Below are 15,818 nucleotides of genomic sequence, written 5' to 3' on the forward strand. Positions count from 1 at the left end.
GGCCGCCCTTAACCTACTTGCTGCTGTTGATCGAGTTTCCAGTTGATATAGCGGGCTACACCGATGAACAGCGGGATCAGTCCCAGACTGCCTGCCCCCAGGCCACCGGCCGCGGTCAGCCAGATGAAGATGGCGGCACCCACGGCGATCAGCGTAAAGCCCCGATCCTTGGCATTGGTGCTACGCTCACCCTCCATTGCATCCAGCAGCTCCGGCGGAATATCGCGGCCTTCAGACACCATGCGGTTGATGTTCTCCATCAACAGTTGCTTCTTGCGGTAGCTGTTGCGGGTCACCAGCCACACGATCAGGATCGGCGTGCCAAATACCGCGAGGATGGCGATGATACCGATCAGCCACTCCATGTCCCGGGGGCGATATTGCTCGATTTCGTGCGCGTGGTGCATGTCTCTTTCCGCACGCTCACGGGCGCGCTCGGCCCGCTCCCGCGCACGCTCTGCGCGCTCCATTTCGGCCTTGATACCGATTTCGATGTTGCGCGGCACGGAATCCAGAGCCTCATCCACCACCAGGCCCTTTTCATCGAGAATGCCCTTTTCCGCCAGCTTCTCGTAGATTCGACGGGTTACCGCACCACCGAACTCCTCACCCAGATTGATTTCCACATTGGCACTCTCGCCATTTTCATCGCGAGTGTGGATTCGCAGGCTGCCATCTTCCTGGCGCAGGATCCGCACCTGCTTGGTGGACTTGTCTTCTGGCGCAACCGGCGCCACCTTGGGTACCGGCGGTACCGGGGGAACCGGTGCCACCACCTCCCCGCTCTCCTGGGCCATCAGGCCCCCGGACATTCCCATCGCCAGGGACGCCGCCACCGCGAAGGCCCAGACAGGCGACCGGCGCTGTACGTGTGAATTGCTCGCTCTCATTGGTGTTATCTCACTCTTGCTCAAATTGGCGCTGGGGCCAGTCCCGGAGGGGAGCCTCCGGCCGTTGCTGTACTGGCGCCAGATTGTACCTTTTTTAACCAGATCGTTGCAGGGGGCAAACCTCGATTCCCGATCTGTCCCGCTGGCTGTTGGGTTCAGAACCCTCTTACCCGTTCAGCAGATGGACGCGTGAGGCCTCTGGTTTGGATGCAACGACCACTAAATTTCTTCTGTGACGGATTTCGCCAATCCGTCCGGAACTGCGCAAAATCCGGTTGACACTGGATACCCATACAGTTAACTTGCCGTCATCCAAGTCAATAACAGCCCGGCGAGCTGCATGTAGAGACAGTTGCCCGGAATACTGTCAACGACTGCGCCAACGTTAGCCAGGACCATTTTCCCAGTACATTTTTTTCCAGAACAACAGGAGGCCCATATGGCGGTAGTAGCGGTTTGGAAATGTGATAGAGACGGAGCCATGTTCGACAACAAGAAAGACGCCGAAGAACACGACAAGATGCTGGAACTGGCCGCAAACATCACCGCGCTGATCGAGCGTCATGTTGCGGGTGTTTCCGAAGAAGCGAGCGAAGAGATCGGCCTGATGCTGGCGAAGCGCCGCGAAGTCCTGGCCCGCGCCTGTAAAGGCAAGCCGGAAGACCTGCTTACCGAAGACGAAAATTTCACCGAATCCGATACCCACAGCGAGAACGTAACCCCGCTCGCAGCCAACCAGTGATTCGCACCCGGCTCCCGGCACAACGGTAGCCCCCTTTTTCCATCCCTGTACTCTGCCCGGCCCCCGCCGGGCTTTTTTTATGCCCCCTGGGAGGTCTTTTTTACCCACCGGGGGGCTTGTCGGGTTGCCAACAGCTCGGTCACAGCACAGATGCGATATCAATCAGTGCCAGGATGATGATTACCAGCCAGGTGAGCGCGGTGCCCACAAAGCGCCCGGGATGATAGCCGCCTCTGCCGCCGATCAGGCCGATGGCGTGCAGCAGACGTGCAAATACCAGTGCCCCACCGAGACAGTGCAGCCACAGGGGGGCCAGCCCGTTCAATTCCGCGATCAGCATCAGGATCAATGCCAGCGGGATATATTCCACGGCGTTGGCGTGGGCTCGCACCAGCACCGATCCCTCCTTGTCGCCGCCAGTACCAAGCCCCACTTTCTTACTGCGACGGAACCCCACCACCTTGAACGCCAGCGCAATCACCAGCAGTGCACACAGGCCCGCGTAGAGCGCGGTAATTTCTACATTCTGCATTTTATTTCCTCACTTCAATTTGTAGCCGTGGCCAGTTCCCGCCTGCGGGTGCAGGTAGCGGTCGCGCAGGCGGGTCGAGCGGTTCACCAGAGACTGGGGCTTGCCATCAATCAGTACCAGCTCGGCGAAGCTGGTGACTTCCAGCGGATCACCACTCCACAGCACCAGGTCCGCCCGGCTGCCGGGCGCAAGCACACCGCCTTCCAGACCGAAAATGGTGGCGACATTGGCACTGATGGCTTTAACCCCTTCCTCATACGGAAGGCCGTAGGCCACCGCATTACCGGCGCCCTGACGGGAGAGATAGCTATTGTGGGAACCGGCATAGCCCGGTCCGCTGATCGCCACGATGACGCCGGCTTTCTGCATCAGTGCCGCATTGTCCAGTCGCGCGCCCAACTTCTCGAACGCATCGGGAGAATTGCCCAGTGCATCGATCACCACGGGCACCCGCGCGGCCGCAAGCTGATCCGCCACCATCCAGCCTTCCGCAGCCCCTTGCACGATCAGCTTCAGGTTGTATTTTTTGCCCAGCGCCAGCACCTGCAGAATGTCGCTGGCGCGATTGGCACTGATCAGCAATGGTTGCTCACCCCTGATCAGCGGCTGCAACGCTTCGAGGTCCGCGATGGAAAAATCCAGATCCCGCCACTCCCCCTTGCGGATGGCCTCGCGGTTACCGGCGTATTCCACCGCATCCTCCAGTGCACTTTCGATCTGCTCATACGCTCGCGCCCGGCTACCACCGGCCAGTTGCGCACCGTACTCACCGAAGTACACCTTCTGCACCAGCCCAGTGCCGATGATACTGTCGAAGTCTCCAGTGAGACGGATGGCGAACCCCTGCCCCGCGAAGATTTTTTCCTCGCTGCCCGGTACGACTACCGCCTGAGTGAGACCGCCAGCGCGGTTGAAGGGGATCAGAGTGGAGCGCGGGTTGTACGCCACCGAGGGATCAAAGCCTGCGCCGATGGAGGTATCCTGTACTGCTCCGTCGTTGGTGGAAGCGGCGGCGCTGATCTCGGTCAGGCCCAGTTCGCTACTGGGTGCGATCAGACCGGGGGTCACCACCTTGCCGCGTCCGTCGATTATCAGATCCGCGCTCAGGTCTCCAAGGCGGTCTGCGATCTGTTCGATGCGCCCGTTGCGCACCAGCAGATCGGCAGATTCCAGCGTCCCCTGATCGGTCAGGGTGACGATCTTCGCGTCCTTGATCAGCACGGTCTGTGCCTGGGCACTCAATGCCAATCCGGAAAGTAGTGCCAGTGCCATCCGCGCAATTCCGCGGGAACGAATATTCGTGCGATTCATTGTGCACCTCCCTGCCCTTTAACACGACTCTCGGACAAGCGCTCACCTTCGGCGTCCATAATGCCCAACTCAAAATCGCTGTAAGGCTGACGCTCGGGATTACTGCGGTCGTACATCAGGTTGCCGTCGATAAAGACCTTTTCGGCCTTGCTGTAAACGCTGAACGGATTGCCAGACCACACCACCAGATCCGCCATCTTGCCCTTCTCCAGGCTGCCGGTGACCTCATCGATACCCAGCGCTTTCGCGGGATTGAGCGTCATCCAGGCCACCGCATGACGGGGTTCAATCGCGAAGCCGGCGCGCTGGCCGGCCACCATGGCCTTGGCGGTCTCCTCGTTCAGGTGTTGGATGCCGATTTCCGAATCCGAATGAATCATGCCGCAGGCCTTGGCCTGGTCGATGATGGCGAGGTTGGCCTCGGTCATATCGAACGCCTCGTGCTTGAAGCCCCACCAGTCGGCCCAGACCGCCGCGCACACGTTGTTTTCCGCCAGCAGATCCGCCACCTTGTAGGCCTCTACCGCGTGGTGAAAGGCAGTGATCTGGAAGCCAAACTCCTTCGCCACATCCATCATGATGGCCATTTCTTCACCGCGATAGCAGTGGTTGTGCACCAGAATTTCGCCATTCAGTACCCCCGCCAGAGTTTCCAGCTGCAGGTCGCGGTCCGGCGCTTCGCCGCCATTTTTCTTGTATTCGTCCCACTTGTGGCGGTAGGCCGCCGCGTCGATCCAGGCCTGGCGGTATCCGGCCACATTGCCCATCCGGGTGGAAGGCAGGGTTCCCTTGTCGCCGTATACCCGCTTGGGGTTTTCTCCGCAGGCCATTTTCAAACCGTAGGGCGCACCGGGGAATTTCATATCCTGCACACTGCGACCGGGTACGTTTTTCAGGGTTACGCCACGGCCGCCAAACAGGTTGGCGGACCCCGGAAGAATCTGCAGAGTGGTAACGCCACCGGCCAGCGCCAACGCAAACTGAGGATCCTGGGTCCACACAGAATGTTCCGCCCAGACCTGCGCCGTGTTGGGCGAGGTCATCTCGTTGCCGTCCTGAGACGACTCGATGGAGGGTGCGGGATAATCACCGAGATGGGAGTGCACATCGATGATGCCCGGGGTCACCCATTTGCCGGCTCCCTCGACCACTATGCCTTTTTTCGGCGCCTTCAATCTTTCGCCGATGGCTGCAATCTTGCCATCCCGCAACAGGATGTCGGCATTGGTCAATTGCTCCCCCGTGCCGGTCAGTACCGTCGCGCCGCGAATCAGAACCGGTGCCGCCTCTTCGGCCTTGTAGGTGGACGGAAAGGCACTCTGCCGGGAAAAATCAGGCCCGTCGTTTTCCTTCTGTTTGTCGCCGCCGCAGGACACCAATGCTGCTACCAGCAGTGCGCCACCGGCCGCCCCCATCGCGCGCCGCGCGATGGTGTTTGAGTTCAGAGTGAACTGCATCCCCCCTCCTTTCTATTGCTCTTGTCAGTAAGCCCCAGTGAAAACTCCGCCCATGCTAGCAGCAATTGGCCATTGCGCCAGCTACGGCAATTACCGACCAACCATGCAAATTTTGACACAATTCGCCAAATGCAAATGACGACCCCTCCGGTCTGGGTGATTGGCTAGACAATCACCAAAAGCCATGTTGCAATCCCTGTTCTTTCCCGGGCTCCAGGATGGACCAATGGAAAAACCAATAAATGCAGACGTAAAAGAGCCTGCACAGCAAAGCCGTCCGCCACCCAGCGATCAGGGCTCTCTCGAGGTGTATGAGGCGCTCCGCAAAAGCGAAGAGCGGTATCGGGAGCTGGTGGAGCACGCCAATTCCATCATCCTGCGCTGGGACAAAAGTGGCGTAGTCACCTTCTTCAATGAATATGCGCAGAATTTCTTCGGGTTTGCCGAAGACGAGATTATCGGCCGACATGTCATCGGCACCATTGTGCCGGAAAATGAAAGCACCGGCCGCGATCTCCGCCCACTGATGGAGCACATCAGCAACTATCCGGAAGAACATCGCTACAACGTCAACGAAAACATTACCAAGAACGGCACGCGGGTCTGGATAGCCTGGACCAATAAGGTGCTGACCGATGATCGTGGTGAAACCATCGGTGTACTGAGCATCGGCAGTGATATCACCAAGCAGCGGCTACTGGAAGAAGAGCTCCGTCAGGCCCAGAAGATGCAGGCCATCGGTGAGTTGGCCGGAGGCATCGCCCACGATTTTAACAATATGATTCACGGTATCGCCGGGTTTGCGGAGGTCATCCACCAGACCACCTTTGATACCAGGATCGCAGAGTACGCCAGTCAGATTCTCACTACCGCGCACCACGCCGCGGAACTGACCAAACAACTGCTCACCTTCGCCCGCAAAGGCTCCTACCAACTCCGTGACTGCAACACACACGACATCGTGCGCGACGTCTGCGCCATGCTCGCGCGCACCATCGACCGCCGCATTATCATCAGGCAACAACTGAACGCCGGGCGGCCACACGTCAAAGGCGACTCCGCGCAATTGAAAAGCGCACTGCTGAATCTCGGTATCAATGCCAAAGACGCAATGCCCGCAGGTGGTGAGCTGGTGTTCAGCACGTGCAATGAAATCATTGAGACCGCGACCTCCATTTGCGATTTCCAACTGGAACCGGGGCAGTATCTGCGCATTACCGTCAGCGACAGCGGCATGGGTATGACCGAAGAGGTGCGCCGGCGAATCTTCGAGCCCTTCTTCACCACCAAAGTCAGTGGCCGCGGCGCCGGCCTCGGGCTGGCGGCTGTCTACGGCACCACGCACCTACACAAAGGCGCAATCCAATGCCGCTCGGCCGCCGGCAAAGGCAGTTGTTTTGACCTGTATCTGCCGATCACTCTCGACTGCAGCAAGCATCTGAAAAGCAAACCGCAGAAGACCACCGTGCAAGAACGCAGCATCCGCATGATGGTGGTGGACGACGAGGCGATTGTGCGCAGTTATTCCAAAGCCCTGTTTGAAATGCACGGCCACAAGGTGGAAACCTTCGGCACCGCGGCGGAAGCCATCGAATTTTATGCTGATAACTTTCCGGAAATTGATCTTGTATTGCTGGACATGATCATGCCGCAAATGGATGGACAACAACTGTTCGCGGAACTGAAAAGAATTAATCCAGGGATCAAAGCCTTGCTGGCAACGGGCTACAGTGTGGAAAGCAAGGTGCAGGACATTCTGGCGGACGGGATTCTCGACTGCATCAGAAAGCCGTTCACCTACGACCAACTACAGCGGAAAATTTCAGTAATGCTCGCCAATGGCGACCTCACGCTGGAGGGGGAAACGAGGGAAGTCTGGTAAATATCGGCCGCGACCATACCCGGCTGCGGATTCAGTAGTGCAGGATTTTGATAATACGTTCGCCGCTGTCGCACTCCCCCACCACCTCCGGCTCAGAGAGTAACGACCCCACCTGTACCACCTTGTTGGACGGGTAGGATACAAAACAGGCGAAGTTGAAGTTCACCGCCCAGTTACAGCGAAGCAACCCATCGTCCTTTTCCAGGAAACGTTCCTGACAAAATGCCAGGCTCGGACTCTGGCCCGCCTGCTGTTGCTGACCACTTTCCACCGTCTGCGACACCGCGGCACCAGAGATCGCGCAGCCGATCACCGCAAAGGTGATCGCAACAAGGAAAGTTGATCCGGAGCAGAAGGTCCAACGCTTCATATCACCTGTACTCGCGCAATCATTACCACTACCTAAAAGCCTAGCAGCTGTGGCGCCTCTTTCCCCGCTATAATTGACCTGCCAGTCTCGCGCGCCGCTGCTATCATGCGCCCCCGTTTCCGTTGTTTACCTTACCCACTTTCTACCGACGGCTCCGAACAGACAGATCCATGCTCCAACTCTGCCCCTGCTGCTCCCATAAGCCCTTCACCCAATGCTGCGGCCTGTACCTCTCCGGCCAGACCTACCCCAGCACCGCCGAGAACCTGATGCGCAGCCGCTTTACCGCCTACGCAACCGGCAACCTGGCTTACCTGCGCAAGAGCTGGCACCCGGACACCTGCCCGGATCTGCGCGCCGACGACCTCACCACCGACTGGTGCCGGCTGGAGATCATTAAAAGCAAACAGGGACTGAAAACGTCCATCGTCGAGTTCAGAGCCTGGTACCGCGACGGTGCGGGCAATAGTGAGTCGGCACTGCACGAAATTTCCCTGTTCAAGCAGTACAAGAAGCGCTGGGTATATGTGGAGCCCCTCAGTGACTGGCCCTGACAATGCCGTTCCGAAAGAAATGCCGGAGCTGATTTTTGAAGACGAATACCTCGTCGCCGCCTACAAACCCGAAGGCTGGCTGGTGCACCGCTCGGACATAGACCGCCACGAAACACGTATCCTGTTGCAGACGCTGCGGGATCTCACCGGTTGCCACCTCTTTCCCGTTCACCGCCTGGACAAACCCACCTCCGGTGTCATCATATTTGCGAAAAGCAGTGACGTGGCCGCGCGCTTGCAGGCGCAACTCGACAGCGATTCCGCCATCAAGCAATACCTCGCGGTATGCCGCGGATATTGCCCGGAACAGGCTGTTATCGATTATCCACTTCCCCCGGTGGCGGACTTCAAGCACCAGCGCAAGCGCCCCAAGAGCGACCTCCCCCGCCAGGAGGCCATCACCCGTTACCGCCGCCTCGCCACCGTGGAACTGCCTTTCGAAGTCGACCGCTATCCAAGCAGCCGTTACTCACTGGTGGAAGTGGAACTGGTCACCGGTCGCCGCCACCAGATCCGGCGGCACTTCAAGCACATCCATCACCCGCTGATCGGCTGCCCCAAATACGGCAAGTCCACCCACAATCGCTTCTTCGCGGAACAGCTGCAGTGTGCGAGACTGCTGCTTCACGCATACCGGTTGCACCTGCAGCACCCGGTCACCGAGGTACCGCTCGAATTGCGGGCCAACCCACGGGGTTGCTTTGTTGCACTGATGCAACAGTTCGGATGGGCGCTGCCCGAGGCGCCCGCCCCCGCACAACACCGGCCCTGATCGCCCAATCACTGACAACCACAGCCGCAAATACGGCACAGCAACGGAATCGTTACGGCATGACAGCTACCAGATCCGCCCACGCCAATTACTCCCACCGCCGAAAGCCCGCCAGCGTGCGATTGCGTGCGGCCGTGTTCGCCGGGCTGAGTGCGTTCGCACTCTCTGCAACCGCTGCCGATAGAGAAGCCGGACTCACAGCACCGCTGCCACCCTTATTGCCATGGAAGGGTCAATCGGAGTCCCTCATTGTCACCCGAGGCGACTGGATAACCCCCGCCGAGGCCACAAACTTCGCCACCACCCCGGATTACGAAACCACCCGCGTCTTTGCGCAAAAGCTCGCCGCCGCGAGTCCGGACATCCAGGTACAGGATATCGGCAACGCCGCCAGCGGTCGTGCCATCCAGCTCATTACTCTGAGCGCCGGCGGCAGCGACCCACGCACCAATGGCAAGCCCACACTGTTGGCCCAGGCCGGTATTCATTCCGGTGAGATTGACGGCAAAGATGCGAGCTTCATGCTGCTGCGCGATTACGTTACCGGCAACGCCGAACTGCGCGCACTCATCGAGAAGGTCAATCTTCTGGTTATTCCTATCCTCAACGTGGACGGGCACGAGCGTGCCGGACTCTATTCCCGCATGAACCAGCGCGGTCCCAACAACGCGGGCTGGCGCACCAACGGCAACAATCTCAACCTGAACCGCGACTACACCAAGCTGGACACCCCGGAACTGCGCGCGGTGATGGACATCATCAACGACTATCAACCGGAGCTGTATCTGGATATCCACGTCACCGACGGCGAGGACTATCAGTACGACATCACCTACGGCTACAACGGCGCATTTGCCAGTGATTCACCGGCGATCGCCCAATGGCTGGAACAACATTTCCAGGGTGACGTGGACGCCGCGCTGAGCGCCGCCGGACATATCCCCGGCCCGCTGGTATTTGGCGTCAACAGCAAAGAATTCTCCGATGGTGTCAGCCACTGGACCGCAAGCCCGCGTTTCTCCAATGGCCTCGGTGACTTGCGCCATACCCCGACGGTACTGATTGAAAACCACTCCCTAAAACCCTTCCGCCAGCGGGTGCTTGGCACTTACGTATTCATCAAGGCCGCGCTCAATACCCTCGCGGAAAAAGGCGATGCCCTCACCACCGCGATCCAAAGCGACCAAAAGCGCCGTCCACAAAACCAGGTGCTGGCCTGGCGCGCCAGCGAAACCCCGGACCTTACGGTCTATGCCGAAAAACCCTTCAAAGGTATCGACTACGAGAAGCGCCCCAACCGCATCAGCGGCACCGAAGAGGTGGTGTGGCTCGGCAAGGCCAAGGACTATCTGAACCTGCCGGTGTACCGGGATGAAATAAAAGCTATCGAAGTGCAAGTACCCAAGGCGTTCTATATCCCGCGCCACGAAGACCTGGTGATTTCCAGACTCAAAGCCCACGGCATAGCAATCAGCGCAGCGGAACTCGGCAAGACACAAAACCACAGCACACCGCTCACCCAGTTCACCGTGCAGGCACACGAGTTTGCCAAGGTGCCATTTGAAGGCCACTTCCGAGTGGAAGGACAGTTCACCGAAAAACCCGTGCAGGTCGACCTGAACAATTACGTCAAAGTCAGCACGGATCAGCCCCTCGGACTACTGGCCACCGCACTCCTCGACCCGCGCGGCCCGGATTCCTTTTTTCAGTGGGGATTCTTCAACCAGATCTTCCAGCGTACAGAATATGCTGAGGCCTACGCCCTGGTGCCGCTGGCAGAAAAGGTGCTGGCCTTTGACGCCAAAGTGAAAGGCGAATTTGAAAAGCGGCTGCAGGACAAAGCCTTCGCCGATGACCCCGCCGCACGCCTGAATTTTTTCTACCTGCGCAGCCCCTACTACGACCAGCAGTACCTGAAGTATCCGGTGTTGATGCAATACTGATCAGCATTTTGCATGCGGGAATGGATGGATTTGAGAAAAAATTCAGAAATCGCTTGACTCACCCGCCCGCAATCCATATTGTTCGCACCCCAACGCACTCGTAGCTCAGCTGGATAGAGTACTCGGCTACGAACCGAGCGGTCGGAGGTTCGAATCCTCCCGAGTGCGCCATACAAAAAAGCCCGATCCGAAAGGATCGGGCTTTTTTGTATGGCAAATTCGGGCGGTGGACGAACCTCCCGGTTCGATCAACTCGCGCAGCGAGTTGAGACCGAGCGCGAGCGAGCCCGCAGGGTCAAAAAACACCTTAGCGTTTTTTTGAGTCCATCCTCCCACTGCCCTCTCCGCCCTCATCCGCTCAACACTTAGTGTGGTTTGAGCACCAACCGTCCATAAGCGATAAACGCACAAACCGCGGCGACAACCAGCCAGTAAACTACCGAACTGTAACCAGCCTCCCCCGAAGCAAAGTGCAGCGCACAGAACAGCAACATCTCCAAGGCAATCAGCACCGCGGCGATCGGCACGAGGACTGTCAGGGGTTTATAAAATGCCGGGAGTATCAGGCATAAACTCAGGACCAGCTCCACAACCCCCAGCGCCACCCACATCCCGTGAGGAATCGCACTGAGGGACGGCACACTTTGCTCCGCATTGGAAAATTTCCATACCGCACCGGTCGCCGTGTGCAGCGCGAGAAGCACCTGAAGAACCCACAGGAAAATATTCATTTTCTCTCCATTTATGTTTAAATATTCACCAAAATCACCGACCGACCTATAACGTCGATCACAGACGCTCCAGAATTCCATCCAGTGCAGAGAAGAAGTTCCTCCAGCCGATCTTCGCTCCCTGATAGGCCTGTTTTTGATCTGGCCGGAATCCACACTGTTCCATGCGCAACCGTGTGCCGGTGTTGGTGGGCGTGAGCGTAAACGTCACCACACTCTCCAGGTTGAAATCCGGATTCTCGTGAGGAAAGTTCCAGGTGTAGGAAAGACGTTCGTTCACTTCCACCACCAGCACCTCACAGTTCAGCACTCCCCCCCACTCGCCATGAAGATTGAAGTGATGCCCCTGCACCGGCTGAAAATCATTTTTCATCAGCCACGCTTCGATAAGATGCGGCTGAGTCAGCGCGCGCCACAGTTTTTCCGGCGGATAGGGAAACTCCCGCTCGACAATCACAGAGCGCTTATCACTGACAGGTCTACTTAGCGATATATTCATTGCTTCACTCATTACTTTACCCAGCTTCCGTTACTGATCCATTCGTTTCAGGAGATCTTCCAGATCGTCAAAGCGCTGCTCCCAGAACGCGGTCATTTCGCTGGTCCAGTCGAGCAGTGGTGTGAGCGCTCCCGGCTGAGGACGGTAGTGCGTCTCGCGCCCTTCACGACGATCGCGCACCAGGCCCGCCAGCTTGAGTACGCCGAGATGCTTGGACACCGCCGGTTGAGAGACCCCGGCGAACACCGTGAGCTCCCCCACCGTCTGCTCTCCACCGCGGCACAGCTGCTCAAACAGGGCGCGCCGGGTAGGATCAGAAAGGGACTTGAACAGTGCATCACGGGGATCGGCCATTGCTTACTCATAACTATCTGGTTATGGAATAAAGCATAACCAGTGAGTTATGGATTGGTCAAGGCCGAGACAGTGGGAAATCCCTCCCCACTTACCTACAATGCCCCGTTTTCTCGCCAACCAAGCTCATTTACACCATGCCCGACAACAATGCCCGCACCAGCGCTCTGCGCGATTTCCAGTCCCTGCCCCTGGCGCCGCCCATACTCCAAAACCTGCAGGATCTCGGTTTCAAACAACTCACGGAGATCCAGGCCGCGGCACTGCCCGCCATCGTGGATGGGCGCGATGTCATCGGGCAGGCGAAAACCGGCTCCGGCAAGACGGTGGCATTTGGCCTCGGGGTATTGCACAAGCTGCAGCCTGAGCGCTTCCGCGTACAGGCACTGGTACTGTGCCCCACCCGCGAGCTGGCGGATCAGGTGGCGCGGGAACTGCGCAAGCTGGCGCGGGCCATCCACAACATCAAGATCCTGACCCTGTGCGGCGGCATGCCGTTTGGGCCGCAGATCGGCTCTCTCAAGCACGGCGCACACATCGTTGTCGGCACGCCCGGCCGCATTGAGGATCACCTCCGCAAGGGCAATCTCGAGCTTGGCGAAGTACATACCCTGGTGCTCGACGAAGCCGACCGGATGCTGGATATGGGCTTCCAGGCAGTACTGGATCAGATCCTCGCCGAGCTGCCAACGCAGCGCCAGACACTGCTGTTCTCCGCCACCTATCCGAAAACCATCGACGCCCTGGCCACAAGGGTGCTGCGCGATCCGGTGAAAGTGGAAGTCGCGGCAACCCACAGCGAGAGTACAATCGAACAGAAATATTACCGGGTAGAAAACAACGAACAGCGACCCGAGGCACTACACCAGTTGCTCGCCAGTCATTCCCCATCTTCCGCCGTTGTTTTCTGCAACACCAAAAAAGAAACCGACGAAGCCGCCCAAACCCTGAAAAACGCCGGTTTCGCCGCCCTCGCTCTGCACGGCGATATGGAACAGAAAGACCGCGACCGTACACTCACCCTGTTCGCCAACGGCAGCGCCTCGATTCTCGTGGCCACCGACGTGGCCGCGCGCGGTCTGGACATTGAAGAATTACCCATGGTGGTGAACTACCACCTCTCCCGGGATCCGGAAGTACACGTGCACCGCGTCGGCCGCACCGGCCGCGCCGGCCAGAAAGGCATCGCGCTGACGCTTGTCAGTAAAAAGGAAATCTACAAGGTAGAGCGCCTGGAAGAACTGCTGCAGCAACCCATCACCCTGCTGGAAGTCCCTCCACTCCCCAAAGGCTTCGCGCCGTCCCGCCCGCGCATGTCCACCCTACAGATCGACGGTGGAAAAAAACAAAAAGTCCGCGCCGGCGATGTAGTGGGCGCTCTGACCAGTGAAGGCGGTATTGATGGTACGCAGATCGGAAAAATCCAGTTATTCGATTTTTCCACGTTCGTAGCGGTAGAGAGGAGTGTCGCCAAAAAAGCGCTGGACAAGCTCGGCAAAGGGAAGATCAAAGGAAAGAATTTTCGCGCGCGGATTGTTGGGGTCTGAGCAAGTTATTTCACATTCAACAAAATGAAAAATTTAACGATTGCGTAAATCAACAACCGAAGCTCCGGCCGCCGGAGCCGTCCCATTCCCACGCTGCCTTTCTGGTTGTTGTTTGCACTCAAAGCGCTCAACGGACTTTTCCCGGACGTGGGCGCCGCCTTTGCGCAACAGCGGGTTCTACGCCACCGGATTGCCCGGTGTGCGCTGCTCTTTCGCGGAAATATTGCAAGTAATCTTCTGAGGCTCACCGGGAGTGATTGAGATAGTCGCTGGCCGCTGGCTGATGGTTACTATGGATTTCGGTAAGAGGATCCTTCTCGGCAACTGCAGGCCGCGTAAACGCCAGCGCGGTTACGAACAATAATGATATGAGCAGTAATACACGCCTAAACATGTTCAAAACCTCCCGAAGGCAATACGCTGCCTGGCCTGACCTCAACGATACTCCGTGCCCGATTCATCTCTAAACCTCACGCTGATGGATCTGCGCGTAAGATCTAACAGCGCCCCAACCGCTGCCCCCATCGCAACGACGGCAGTCAAGGTTAAATAACTGCTTATCGATGCTTCCATAGCCGCAATAAACACAATGGCTACACCGATCAGGTAACTGGGCCAGTTACGGATACCGGTGACAAAATTCATCAGCCAGATCCCACAGGTCGCCAGCACCAAGGCCACCGGCAATGCCCAGAATCGAAGGTCGGCCTGCCACTTGAACATCAGAGACTCTGCAACGATTCCGATGCCCAACCCGGTTACCAGGCAAGCCAGGTTGTAGAACCCGTCACGCAGGGAAGTACCGCGCGTGTGGTACGACAGCCAACCTGCCAGCGCGACCCAGGTCGGCAGGCCGCTCGCGAGACTTAACGCCACCACGCCAATAATTCCTGCGAACGAAAGTGGTGTGATCAAGCGCTGGCAGGCAACAGCCGGCTCTGATGACTGACCGCAGGCAAAAGTTTGATTCGTGGGGGACGCTCTCCCGAATATACATCTGCAAATTAGCCATAAAATGGCCGGCCAATTTCAAACCTCAATGGATGAGCGCATCTTATCCATCGCTGAAATCAAATTAAATTGAGAAAATTTGACGCTTTCCCACCAAAAAATAGAACGAACTTTGGAGCATTTGGTTATACGTTTTCGCTCCTACGCCACTTAGTCGACGACTCGACTCGGTAAACCGGGCGATATTTTCGCGTTCAATGAGCGTTTACCGAATCGAGCGCCGGCCAGTATCTGCGGGAGCTTACTTCTGCAGAAATGTCAGCAGATCCTGGTTGAGCCTGTCCTTGTGTGTCTCGGCGAGCCCGTGGGGAGCACCGGCGTAAACAATCAATTTTGCATCCTTGACCAGTTTCGCAGCTGCGCGTGCAGAGGTATCGATCGGAACTATTTGGTCATCGTCACCGTGAACGATCAACGTAGGGACATCGAACTTTTTCAGGTCCTCGCGGAAGTCTGTGGCAGAGAAGGCCGCAATGGAGTCATAGGTGTTCTTGTGCCCACCCTGCATTCCCTGTACCCAGAAGGACTGGACCAGGCCCTCAGAAACTTTTGCGCCCGGGCGGTTGAAGCCGAAGAATGGGCCTGAAGCGATATCCATATAGAGCTGTGAACGATTCTCCAGTGAAGACTTGCGCAGCCCATCAAATACCTCCAGCGGCAGCCCGTTCGGATTGCTAGCCGTTTTGAGCATCAACGGTGTAACCGCCGCGATAAGTGCGGCTTTTTTCACTCGTCCGGTACCATACCGGCCTATGTAGCGCGCCACCTCACCACCACCGGTCGAGAACCCAACCAGGGTTACCTCTTCAAGGTCCAACGCTTCGATCACCGCCGACAGATCGTCTGCATAGTGATCCATGTCGTTACCTTCCCAGGGCTGGCTAGACCGGCCGTGGCCGCGGCGATCGTGCGCTACTACCCGGTAGCCTCTGGCCGCCAGGAACAGCATCTGAGACTCCCAGCTGTCTGAGCTGAGCGGCCATCCGTGGCTGAACACGACAACGGGCCCATTTTTGGGACCCCAGTCCTTGTAGTAGATCTTGACGTTATCCCGGGTTGTGATGGTATCCGCGGTCTTATCAATAGCCACTGCGGGCTCACGAACGGCATCCACACTCGGATTTGCCAATGAAGGGGCAGCGCTGAATGCGGTTACGAACGCCAACGCGGCGGCGGCAAGTTTGGGGGAATTGCGTTTCATGGTACTTCTCCAGTGAAAGACA

Annotated in this window: 16 protein-coding genes and 1 tRNA gene; 7 read left to right on the plus strand and 10 right to left on the minus strand. The window is 57.8% G+C overall.

Going from position 1 to position 15,818, the window contains the following annotated elements:
- Nucleotides 1-8 precede the first annotated feature (8 nt).
- Entirely contained in the window at nt 9-890 is an 882-nt protein-coding gene (locus C3938_RS16550) for a DUF6249 domain-containing protein (protein WP_105104316.1), read from the minus strand.
- A 439-nt stretch (nt 891-1,329) separates the two neighbouring features.
- Here C3938_RS16550 and C3938_RS16555 point away from each other — a divergent pair, with 439 nt between their 5' ends.
- Nucleotides 1,330-1,632, plus strand: coding sequence for a YebG family protein (locus tag C3938_RS16555; protein WP_105104317.1), 303 nt, complete (start codon nt 1,330-1,332; stop codon nt 1,630-1,632).
- 139 nt (nt 1,633-1,771) lie between these two features.
- On the opposite strand, the gene C3938_RS16560 is transcribed toward C3938_RS16555, so the two are convergent.
- The 3 genes from C3938_RS16560 to C3938_RS16570 are packed head-to-tail and all read right to left on the minus strand — an operon-like array spanning nt 1,772 to nt 4,932.
- Nucleotides 1,772-2,164 (minus strand): MAPEG family protein, encoded by a 393-nt coding sequence (locus C3938_RS16560; protein WP_105104318.1) that lies wholly within the window; start codon nt 2,162-2,164, stop codon nt 1,772-1,774.
- 9 nt (nt 2,165-2,173) lie between these two features.
- Entirely contained in the window at nt 2,174-3,475 is a 1,302-nt protein-coding gene (locus C3938_RS16565) for an amidohydrolase family protein (protein ID WP_233998959.1), read from the minus strand.
- The gene (locus C3938_RS16570; protein WP_233998960.1) at nt 3,472-4,932 is read right to left on the minus strand and encodes an amidohydrolase; all 1,461 of its coding nucleotides are present in this window, start codon (nt 4,930-4,932) and stop codon (nt 3,472-3,474) included. Before C3938_RS16570 ends, C3938_RS16565 begins: the two co-directional genes overlap by 4 nt.
- A 226-nt stretch (nt 4,933-5,158) precedes the next feature.
- On the opposite strand from C3938_RS16570, the gene C3938_RS16575 reads away from it, so the two are divergent.
- Nucleotides 5,159-6,814, plus strand: a complete 1,656-nt coding sequence (locus C3938_RS16575) for a hybrid sensor histidine kinase/response regulator (RefSeq protein ID WP_105104319.1) — start codon at nt 5,159-5,161, stop codon at nt 6,812-6,814.
- A 31-nt stretch (nt 6,815-6,845) separates the two neighbouring features.
- Here the strand turns inward: C3938_RS16575 and C3938_RS16580 are convergent, their stop codons facing one another.
- The gene (locus C3938_RS16580; RefSeq protein WP_105104320.1) at nt 6,846-7,184 is read right to left on the minus strand and encodes a hypothetical protein; all 339 of its coding nucleotides are present in this window, start codon (nt 7,182-7,184) and stop codon (nt 6,846-6,848) included.
- Between the two features lie 170 nt (nt 7,185-7,354).
- On the opposite strand from C3938_RS16580, the gene C3938_RS16585 reads away from it, so the two are divergent.
- The 4 genes from C3938_RS16585 (at nt 7,355) to C3938_RS16600 (ending at nt 10,624) form a co-directional block, all read left to right on the plus strand.
- Nucleotides 7,355-7,738, plus strand: coding sequence for a YchJ family protein (locus C3938_RS16585; protein WP_105104321.1), 384 nt, complete (start codon nt 7,355-7,357; stop codon nt 7,736-7,738).
- Nucleotides 7,725-8,510 (plus strand): pseudouridine synthase, encoded by a 786-nt coding sequence (locus C3938_RS16590; RefSeq protein ID WP_233998961.1) that lies wholly within the window; start codon nt 7,725-7,727, stop codon nt 8,508-8,510. The genes C3938_RS16585 and C3938_RS16590 overlap by 14 nt, the downstream gene beginning before the upstream one ends.
- 59 nt (nt 8,511-8,569) lie before the next feature.
- Complete coding sequence (locus C3938_RS16595; protein WP_105104323.1) at nt 8,570-10,453, plus strand: M14 family metallopeptidase; 1,884 nt, start codon at nt 8,570-8,572, stop codon at nt 10,451-10,453.
- A gap of 94 nt (nt 10,454-10,547) precedes the next feature.
- A tRNA-Arg gene (locus C3938_RS16600) sits at nt 10,548-10,624 on the plus strand.
- 194 nt (nt 10,625-10,818) lie between these two features.
- On the opposite strand, the gene C3938_RS16605 is transcribed toward C3938_RS16600, so the two are convergent.
- From C3938_RS16605 to C3938_RS16615, 3 genes are read right to left on the minus strand one after another with little or no spacing between them, the layout of a single operon-like run.
- The gene (locus C3938_RS16605; RefSeq protein WP_105104324.1) at nt 10,819-11,184 is read right to left on the minus strand and encodes a DoxX family protein; all 366 of its coding nucleotides are present in this window, start codon (nt 11,182-11,184) and stop codon (nt 10,819-10,821) included.
- 58 nt (nt 11,185-11,242) lie between these two features.
- On the minus strand, nt 11,243-11,695 hold the full coding sequence (locus C3938_RS16610; RefSeq protein ID WP_199775638.1) for an SRPBCC family protein: 453 nt from the start codon (nt 11,693-11,695) through the stop codon (nt 11,243-11,245).
- A gap of 18 nt (nt 11,696-11,713) precedes the next feature.
- Complete coding sequence (locus tag C3938_RS16615; protein ID WP_105104325.1) at nt 11,714-12,037, minus strand: ArsR/SmtB family transcription factor; 324 nt, start codon at nt 12,035-12,037, stop codon at nt 11,714-11,716.
- A gap of 137 nt (nt 12,038-12,174) precedes the next feature.
- Here C3938_RS16615 and dbpA point away from each other — a divergent pair, with 137 nt between their 5' ends.
- Nucleotides 12,175-13,584, plus strand: a complete 1,410-nt coding sequence (dbpA, locus tag C3938_RS16620; protein WP_105104326.1) for an ATP-dependent RNA helicase DbpA — start codon at nt 12,175-12,177, stop codon at nt 13,582-13,584.
- Between the two features lie 435 nt (nt 13,585-14,019).
- Here the strand turns inward: dbpA and C3938_RS16625 are convergent, their stop codons facing one another.
- Nucleotides 14,020-14,499 (minus strand): DUF1097 family protein, encoded by a 480-nt coding sequence (locus C3938_RS16625; RefSeq protein WP_158681746.1) that lies wholly within the window; start codon nt 14,497-14,499, stop codon nt 14,020-14,022.
- 337 nt (nt 14,500-14,836) lie between these two features.
- Complete coding sequence (locus C3938_RS16630) at nt 14,837-15,796, minus strand: alpha/beta fold hydrolase (protein ID WP_105104328.1); 960 nt, start codon at nt 15,794-15,796, stop codon at nt 14,837-14,839.
- Nucleotides 15,797-15,818 lie beyond the last annotated feature (22 nt).

It is taken from the genome of Microbulbifer pacificus (genome assembly GCF_002959965.1).
In the GTDB taxonomy this organism is placed as follows: domain Bacteria; phylum Pseudomonadota; class Gammaproteobacteria; order Pseudomonadales; family Cellvibrionaceae; genus Microbulbifer; species Microbulbifer pacificus_A.

Coding starts and splice junctions, on each gene's coding strand:
- C3938_RS16550 (WP_105104316.1), bottom strand. CDS start 890: ATGAGAGCGAGCAATTCACACGTACAGCGCCGGTCGCCTGTCTGGGCC.
- C3938_RS16555 (WP_105104317.1), top strand. CDS start 1,330: ATGGCGGTAGTAGCGGTTTGGAAATGTGATAGAGACGGAGCCATGTTC.
- C3938_RS16560 (WP_105104318.1), bottom strand. CDS start 2,164: ATGCAGAATGTAGAAATTACCGCGCTCTACGCGGGCCTGTGTGCACTG.
- C3938_RS16565 (WP_233998959.1), bottom strand. CDS start 3,475: ATGAATCGCACGAATATTCGTTCCCGCGGAATTGCGCGGATGGCACTG.
- C3938_RS16570 (WP_233998960.1), bottom strand. CDS start 4,932: ATGCAGTTCACTCTGAACTCAAACACCATCGCGCGGCGCGCGATGGGG.
- C3938_RS16575 (WP_105104319.1), top strand. CDS start 5,159: ATGGAAAAACCAATAAATGCAGACGTAAAAGAGCCTGCACAGCAAAGC.
- C3938_RS16580 (WP_105104320.1), bottom strand. CDS start 7,184: ATGAAGCGTTGGACCTTCTGCTCCGGATCAACTTTCCTTGTTGCGATC.
- C3938_RS16585 (WP_105104321.1), top strand. CDS start 7,355: ATGCTCCAACTCTGCCCCTGCTGCTCCCATAAGCCCTTCACCCAATGC.
- C3938_RS16595 (WP_105104323.1), top strand. CDS start 8,570: ATGACAGCTACCAGATCCGCCCACGCCAATTACTCCCACCGCCGAAAG.
- C3938_RS16605 (WP_105104324.1), bottom strand. CDS start 11,184: ATGAATATTTTCCTGTGGGTTCTTCAGGTGCTTCTCGCGCTGCACACG.
- C3938_RS16610 (WP_199775638.1), bottom strand. CDS start 11,695: ATGAGTGAAGCAATGAATATATCGCTAAGTAGACCTGTCAGTGATAAG.
- C3938_RS16615 (WP_105104325.1), bottom strand. CDS start 12,037: ATGGCCGATCCCCGTGATGCACTGTTCAAGTCCCTTTCTGATCCTACC.
- dbpA (WP_105104326.1), top strand. CDS start 12,175: ATGCCCGACAACAATGCCCGCACCAGCGCTCTGCGCGATTTCCAGTCC.
- C3938_RS16630 (WP_105104328.1), bottom strand. CDS start 15,796: ATGAAACGCAATTCCCCCAAACTTGCCGCCGCCGCGTTGGCGTTCGTA.